5 protein-coding genes are annotated in these 5891 nt (G+C 74.6%); 3 read left to right on the forward strand and 2 right to left on the reverse strand.

From position 1 onward, the window contains the following. The first annotated feature begins 340 nt into the window (after positions 1-340). Both ACIQOV_RS23660 and ACIQOV_RS23665 read left to right on the forward strand, forming a co-directional pair. Entirely contained in the window at positions 341-949 is a 609-nt protein-coding gene (locus tag ACIQOV_RS23660) for a DUF4126 domain-containing protein (RefSeq protein WP_401051454.1), read from the forward strand. A gap of 22 nt (positions 950-971) precedes the next feature. Further along, on the forward strand, positions 972-2489 hold the full coding sequence (locus ACIQOV_RS23665) for a phytoene desaturase family protein (RefSeq protein WP_401051457.1): 1518 nt from the start codon (positions 972-974) through the stop codon (positions 2487-2489). 49 nt (positions 2490-2538) lie between these two features. Here ACIQOV_RS23665 and ACIQOV_RS23670 read toward each other — a convergent pair whose 3' ends face one another. Together ACIQOV_RS23670 and metF are read right to left on the reverse strand one after the other, a co-directional pair. Next, positions 2539-3414, reverse strand: a complete 876-nt coding sequence (locus ACIQOV_RS23670; RefSeq protein WP_401051459.1) for a hypothetical protein — start codon at positions 3412-3414, stop codon at positions 2539-2541. 204 nt (positions 3415-3618) lie between these two features. Further along, a complete protein-coding gene (gene metF, locus ACIQOV_RS23675; protein WP_401051460.1) occupies positions 3619-4533 on the reverse strand; it encodes a methylenetetrahydrofolate reductase [NAD(P)H] in 915 nt (304 codons plus the stop codon). A gap of 196 nt (positions 4534-4729) precedes the next feature. Here metF and ACIQOV_RS23680 point away from each other — a divergent pair, with 196 nt between their 5' ends. Next, positions 4730-5860 carry a polyprenyl synthetase family protein gene (locus ACIQOV_RS23680; RefSeq protein WP_359897116.1) on the forward strand — a complete coding sequence of 377 codons (1131 nt, stop codon included), beginning with the start codon at positions 4730-4732 and terminating at the stop codon, positions 5858-5860. Positions 5861-5891 lie beyond the last annotated feature (31 nt).

Here is a 5891-nt window from a genome sequence, read left to right on the forward strand (position 1 = left end):
GGCGGTGCGGGGACCACGACCAGCCCCGTGGCGGTCCGTCCGCCGCCTCCCCCGGCCTGCGCGGCCGGGAGACGGACGGATCCGCCGCCCGGGCGGGCCGGGCGCCCGACGCGCCGCCCTCCCGGGTGCCACCACTCTCCCGTCCGCGCAGGTCGTCGGCCATCCGCTGACGTACTCAACCGCGAATCTGAGTATCCGTACTCAGTCCGTCCCGGCCCGCCGTCCGCCGGAACCGCGACATGCGTCCACGGCGTCCCGGGTGCCGGTACGGTACGGCGGGGCCGGGCGGAACCGGCCCCGCCGGACGAGGAGCGGACGCGATGACGAGGAGGGGGACGCGATGACGGTCCTGCCGCTGATCTTCACCAGCGGGCTGGCCAGCGGCATCAACGCCTACGCGGTGGTGCTGCTGCTCGGCCTGCTGGGCAGGTTCGGTGACGCGGACTCGGTGCCGCAGGCGCTGGAGCGCACGGACGTGCTGGTGGTGGCGGGCGTGCTGTTCGCGCTGGAGGCGGTGGCCGACAAGATCCCGTACGTGGACAGCGTCTGGGACGTCGTGCACACGGTGATCCGGCCGATCGCCGGTGCCACCGTCGGCGTGCTGATCGCGAGCAACGACCCCGGTTCACTCAGCGAGGTCGCGGCCGGCGCGATGGGCGGCACCTCGGCGCTGGTCAGCCACCTGGTGAAGTCCTCGCTGCGGATGGCCGTCAACACCTCCCCGGAACCGGTCAGCAACATCGTGGTCAGCATGGCCGAGGACCTCTCGGTGGCCGGCCTGGTCACGCTGGCGATCTTCCACCCCTGGCTGGCCGCCTCGGTCGCCGCCGCGGTCCTGGTCGCCGGCCTGCTGCTGGTCCGGCTCGCGATCACGAAGGTCCGCGCCTTCCGGGCCCGCCGCCGCGAGCGCAGGGCCGCCCGGGCGGCGGGCGCTGCGGGCACGGCGTAAACCTCGTCCTAGGATCGGGGCCATGGCAAAGATCGTCGTCATCGGCGCAGGAATGAGCGGGCTCGCGGCGGCCTCCCGGCTGGCGACCCTCGGCCACCGGGTGACGGTCTGCGAGGCGGGCGGCACGTACGGGGGCATGGTCGGGCGGTACGAGCGCGACGGCTTCGCCTTCGACACCGGCCCCGGCCTGCTCTCCCTCCCGGCCGTCTACCGCGACCTCGCGCTGAAGACCGGCAAGGAGCCGCTGGAGCAGCTGGTCGAGCTGGCCCCGGTCGACCCGGAGAGCCGGCACCTGTTCCCCGACGGCACCGCCGTCACCCTGCCCAACGCCTCCCGCGGCGGTGTCAGCCAGGCCCTGGACGCCGCCTTCGGCGCCGGCTCCGGCGCCCGCTGGAGCGAGGTGATGAACCACGGCCGGACGGTCTGGGAGGCCACCCGCCGACCGCTGCTGGAGGAGGCGCTCCCGGCCGACCTCGGTGTCCTGTCCCCGGCCGGCCGGGCCCGGGTGGACACCGACCCGTACCCCGTGCCGCCGCGCACCGGCCTGGCCCGGCTGCGCCGCCCGCAGCCGTGGAGCCTCGCCGACGTGGCGCGGCGGCAGCTCGGCGGCCACCCCGGCCTGACCGCCCTGCTGGGCGAGCCCGCGCTGCGGTACGGCCTCCTGCCCGGGCAGGCCCCGGCGGGGGCCGCCGTGCTGCCGTACATGGAGCAGTCCTTCGGCGTCTGGTACGTCCGGGGCGGCCTGCGCGCGCTCGCGGACGCCGTGTACCGGCGCTGCGAGCTGCGCGGGGTCGAGTTCCGCTTCGACACCCCGGTCACCCGGGTGGTCGTGGAGAACGGCCGGGCGTGCGGGGTCGGGACGGCGGACGGCCGGATCGACGCGGACCTGGTGATCTCCGCGATGGACACCCGCGCGCTGTTCCGCCACGGCATCGCCGAGTGGCCGGGGGTGCCGGCCGAGGACTGGGAGCCGTTCGAGGTGCCCGGCCGGTTCAGCGTGCTGCTCGCCCTGCGCGGGCCCCGGCCCGAGGGCACCGCGCACCGGACGGTGGTCCACGCGGTGGACCCGGCCGCCGAGGAGAACGCCCTCACCCTGTCCGCGCCGCTGTGCGAGCGTCCCACCGTGCAGGTGCTCCGCCCGGACGACCCGGCGCTGCGCCCCGACGACGCCCACGAGGCCGTGGTGCTGACCGCGACCGTCCCGGCCCAGGAGGAGGACGTCGACTGGACCGCCCCCGGTGTCGCCGACCGCTACGCCGACCAGTTGCTCGCCCACGTCGACGCGGCCGGCCTGGGACTGCGCGAGCGGGTGCTGTGGCGGGTCGTGCGCACCCCGGAGGACACCCGCCGGGAGACCGGCGCGCTGTTCGGCTCGGTCGCCCGCCCGGTGCTCGCGGGTTCGTACGCGGGGCTGCACGCCGCCAACGATTCGCCCGTCCCGGGCCTCTACCTGGTCGGTGGCAACGCCCACCCCGGCGGCGGCCTCGCCCGTGTCGGCATGTCGGCCTGCATCACCGCCGGGCTGATCGGCCCGGCGTAGGGCCCGGCGGCCCGGCCCGGTCGGCCTCGACTGCCGGGCCCCTGCCGGGTCAGCCCTGGTGCCAGGTGTTCTGCTGCTGGTAGCCGTAGTTCTGGTCGTACGCCGGCTGCTGCGGGATGCCCTGGGCCTGCGGGTCGGGCTGCGGCTGCCACTGCTGCTGGGGCTGGGCGTTCGGGTCCCAGGTCTGCTGGTGCTGCGGCTGCTGGTAGCCCGCGTACGGGTCCTGCTGCTGGTCCTGCTGCTGCGGGTAGCCGCCGTACGGGTCCTGCTGCTGGGGGTAGCCGCCGTAGGACTGCTGCTGGTCGTAGGCGTAGGCGGGCTGCTGCTGGGTCTGCCACTGCTGCTGGTCGTAGCCGGACTGGTAGGCGGCGGCGTACGGGTCCTGGTGCTGCTGCTGGACCTGCGGCTGCTGCTGCTCGTAGTACCCGGGGGCGTAGACGCCGTCCTGGGCGAGTTCCTGCATCTCGAAGGCGGCGGTCTGCTCGACCTCGGGCACCTCGTCGGGCACCTCGACGGGGACCGGCGCGGAGGCCCGGGTCTCCTCGACGGCGCTGACCTCGCCGACCCGCTTCCTGGCGACGGCGACGGCCGCCACCGCGGCGGCGCCGCCGGTCAGGGCGCCCAGCAGCGGCACCTTGGCGAGCGGGCCGGGCAGGCTGCCGTCGGCCTTCCGCAGGGACCAGCCGGCCTGGTGGCCGCGCTTGACCGCGAGGGTGACGAAGGTCTGGCCGACCGCGAACAGCGCGGCGCCGGCCCCGATCACCACGACCGAGCCGAGGACCATCCCGGCGGCCACGCCCAGGAAGCCGGCCAGGGCCAGGGCCCGCCAGTGCAGCGGCGCCCGGTTCTGCAGCAGCACCTCGGCGGCCAACCAGAGCGCCACCACCGCCAACGCGGTGTACAGCAGCAGGTATCCGATGCCCATCCGCCCGCTACCTCCAGTCGCGTACCCGCGCTCGTGCGCCGCGCGTGTGCGGCGACTGTACCGGTTCAACGGCCGGGGTACCGCATCGCGTTCCCGCCGCCCCGGACGACGGCCGCACACGACCGGGCCCGTCAACGTCGGTGCGGTGACGGGCTCGTGAACACCCGGCGTCGGCGCTGCGCGGGCGCGGGCCCGGCCCGCCGGTCAGCGCTGGTGCAGCCCCAGGTTCTGGTAGATCTCCAGCGTCGCCGTCGAGTGGTTCAGCGTGATGAAGTGCAGACCGGGCGCGCCCTCGGTGAGGAGGCGCTCGGCCATCGCCGTGGCGTGCTCCATGCCGATGGCCCGCAGCGCCGCCGGGTCGTCGATGGCCGCCCGCAGGCGGGCCTCCAGGTCGGCGGGGAAGGCCGAGCCGCTGAGCTGGGGGAAGCGCTCCAGCTGCTTGGCGTTGGTGACCGGCATGATCTCCGGGATGATCGGCGTCTCGCAGCCGGCGGCCGTGACCCGGTCGCGCAGCCGCAGGTAGTCGTCCACCTCGAAGAACATCTGGGTGATCGCGTAGTCGGCCCCGGAGCGGATCTTCGCCACGAAGTGCCGGATGTCCTCGTCCCAGTCGGTCGAGCGCGGGTGCATGTTCGGCGAGGCCGCGACACCGACGCAGAAGTCGCCGATGCCCTTGATCAGCTCCACCAGCTCGTACGCGTAGGTGACGCCCTCGGGGTGGCTGACCCACTCGCCCATCGGGTCGCCGGGCGGGTCGCCCCGGACCGCCAGGACGTTCCGCACGCCCTGGTCGGCGTACTGGCCGATGATGTTGCGCAGCTCCGCGATCGAGTGGTCCACCGCGGTGAGGTGGGCGACCGGGGTCAGGGTGGTCTCGGTGGCGATCCGGCCGACCATGTTGACGGTGCGCTCGCGCGAGGAGCCGCCGGCGCCGTAGGTCATACAGACGAAGTTCGGGTCGAGCGGTTCGAGCCGACGGATGGCGTCCCAGAGTTTCTGCTCGCCGACCTCGGTGCGCGGCGGCATGAATTCGAAGGAGAAGGAGCGCTTTCCGGCCGCCAGGAGGTCGCGCACCGTCAGTGCGCGATCCGTTCTCGTGGAAGCGATACCGAGTGCCATGCTGGCAGGCTATCCGGCGTTCGAAGGGGCCGGACAACCGTATTCCACCTATTGAGACAAGAGATGGAAGACGTTCCGGTTCGCCCCGGCCCCGTCCCGCGGCGCCTCCTCCGAGCCCCCGCGGGGCCGCTCGCACACCCGTTCCCAGCCGCACCGTTACGCTTGCTGCACCCCAGAGAACCAGCGGAGCCCCATCGTGACCTCGTCCAGCACCCGGCCGGCCAACCCCAGTGCGGCCAACCCCATTGACGTGGAGGACGTCCGCACCCGCGTGAACGCGGCGCTCGCCGCGTTCATGGACGGCCAGTCCGTGCTGCTCGACAAGATCTCGCCCCGGCTGGCCCCCGCCGCCGACGCGCTGCGCGACTTCCTGCTGGACGGCGGCAAGCGCCTGCGCCCGGCCTTCTGCTACTGGGGCTGGCGCGGCGCCGGCGGCCCGGCCGGGGGCGCCACCGGTGAGGCGATCGCCAACGCCGCCGCCGCCCTGGAGCTGCTCCAGGCGAGCGCCCTGGTGCACGACGACCTGATGGACCGCAGCGACACCCGCCGCGGCCTGCCCTCGGTCCACCGCCGCTTCGAGGCGCTGCACCGGGACAGCGGCTGGCGCGGCGACCGCGAGCAGTACGGCACCTCGGCCGCGGTGCTGCTCGGCGACCTGCTGCTGATCTGGTGCGACGAGCTGTTCCTGCGCTCCGGCCTGGAGCCGGCCGCCGTCCTCGCCGCCAAGCCGGTGTTCGACCTGATGCGCACCGAGGTCATGCTCGGCCAGTACCTGGACGTCCTGGAGCCGGTGGCCGGCGACTCGACCGACGAGGGCGCGCTGGACCGGGCGCGGACGGTGCTGCACTACAAGTCCGCGAAGTACACCATCGAGCGGCCGCTGCAGGTGGGTGCGCTGCTGGCCGGTGCCGGGCCGGAACTGGTCGAGGCCTACGGGGCGTTCGGGTTGCCGCTGGGCGAGGCCTTCCAGCTGCGCGACGACCTGCTCGGCGTCTTCGGGGACCCGGCCGTCACCGGCAAGCCGGCCGGGGACGACCTGCGCGAGGGCAAGCGCACCCTGCTGGTCGCGCACGCGATGCGGGGCCTGCCGGCCGCCGACGCCCGGCACCTGGACGAGCGGCTCGGCGCGCCGGACCTGGCGGCCCCGGAGGTCGCCGAGCTGCGCGCGCTGGTCGCCCGCAGCGGCGCGCCCGAGCTGGTGGAGCACCGGATCGAGGAGCTGATGCGGCAGTCGCTGGCCGCGCTGGAGGCCGCTCCGCTCGCCGACGACCGGGCCCGTACGGTGCTGCTGGCCCTGGCCGAGGCCGCCACCGTCCGCAAGTACTGACGGACGGCGACGGCCCCGGGGGCCTGCGGGC

Source organism: Kitasatospora sp. NPDC091257 (assembly GCF_044757675.1).
Classification (GTDB): domain Bacteria; phylum Actinomycetota; class Actinomycetes; order Streptomycetales; family Streptomycetaceae; genus Kitasatospora; species Kitasatospora lactacystinica.

Excerpts from the sequence above, each read along its gene's own strand:
- ACIQOV_RS23660 (WP_401051454.1), top strand. The coding sequence starts at position 341 with ATGACGGTCCTGCCGCTGATCTTCACCAGCGGGCTGGCCAGCGGCATC.
- ACIQOV_RS23665 (WP_401051457.1), top strand. The coding sequence starts at position 972 with ATGGCAAAGATCGTCGTCATCGGCGCAGGAATGAGCGGGCTCGCGGCG.
- ACIQOV_RS23670 (WP_401051459.1), bottom strand. The coding sequence starts at position 3,414 with ATGGGCATCGGATACCTGCTGCTGTACACCGCGTTGGCGGTGGTGGCG.
- metF (WP_401051460.1), bottom strand. The coding sequence starts at position 4,533 with ATGGCACTCGGTATCGCTTCCACGAGAACGGATCGCGCACTGACGGTG.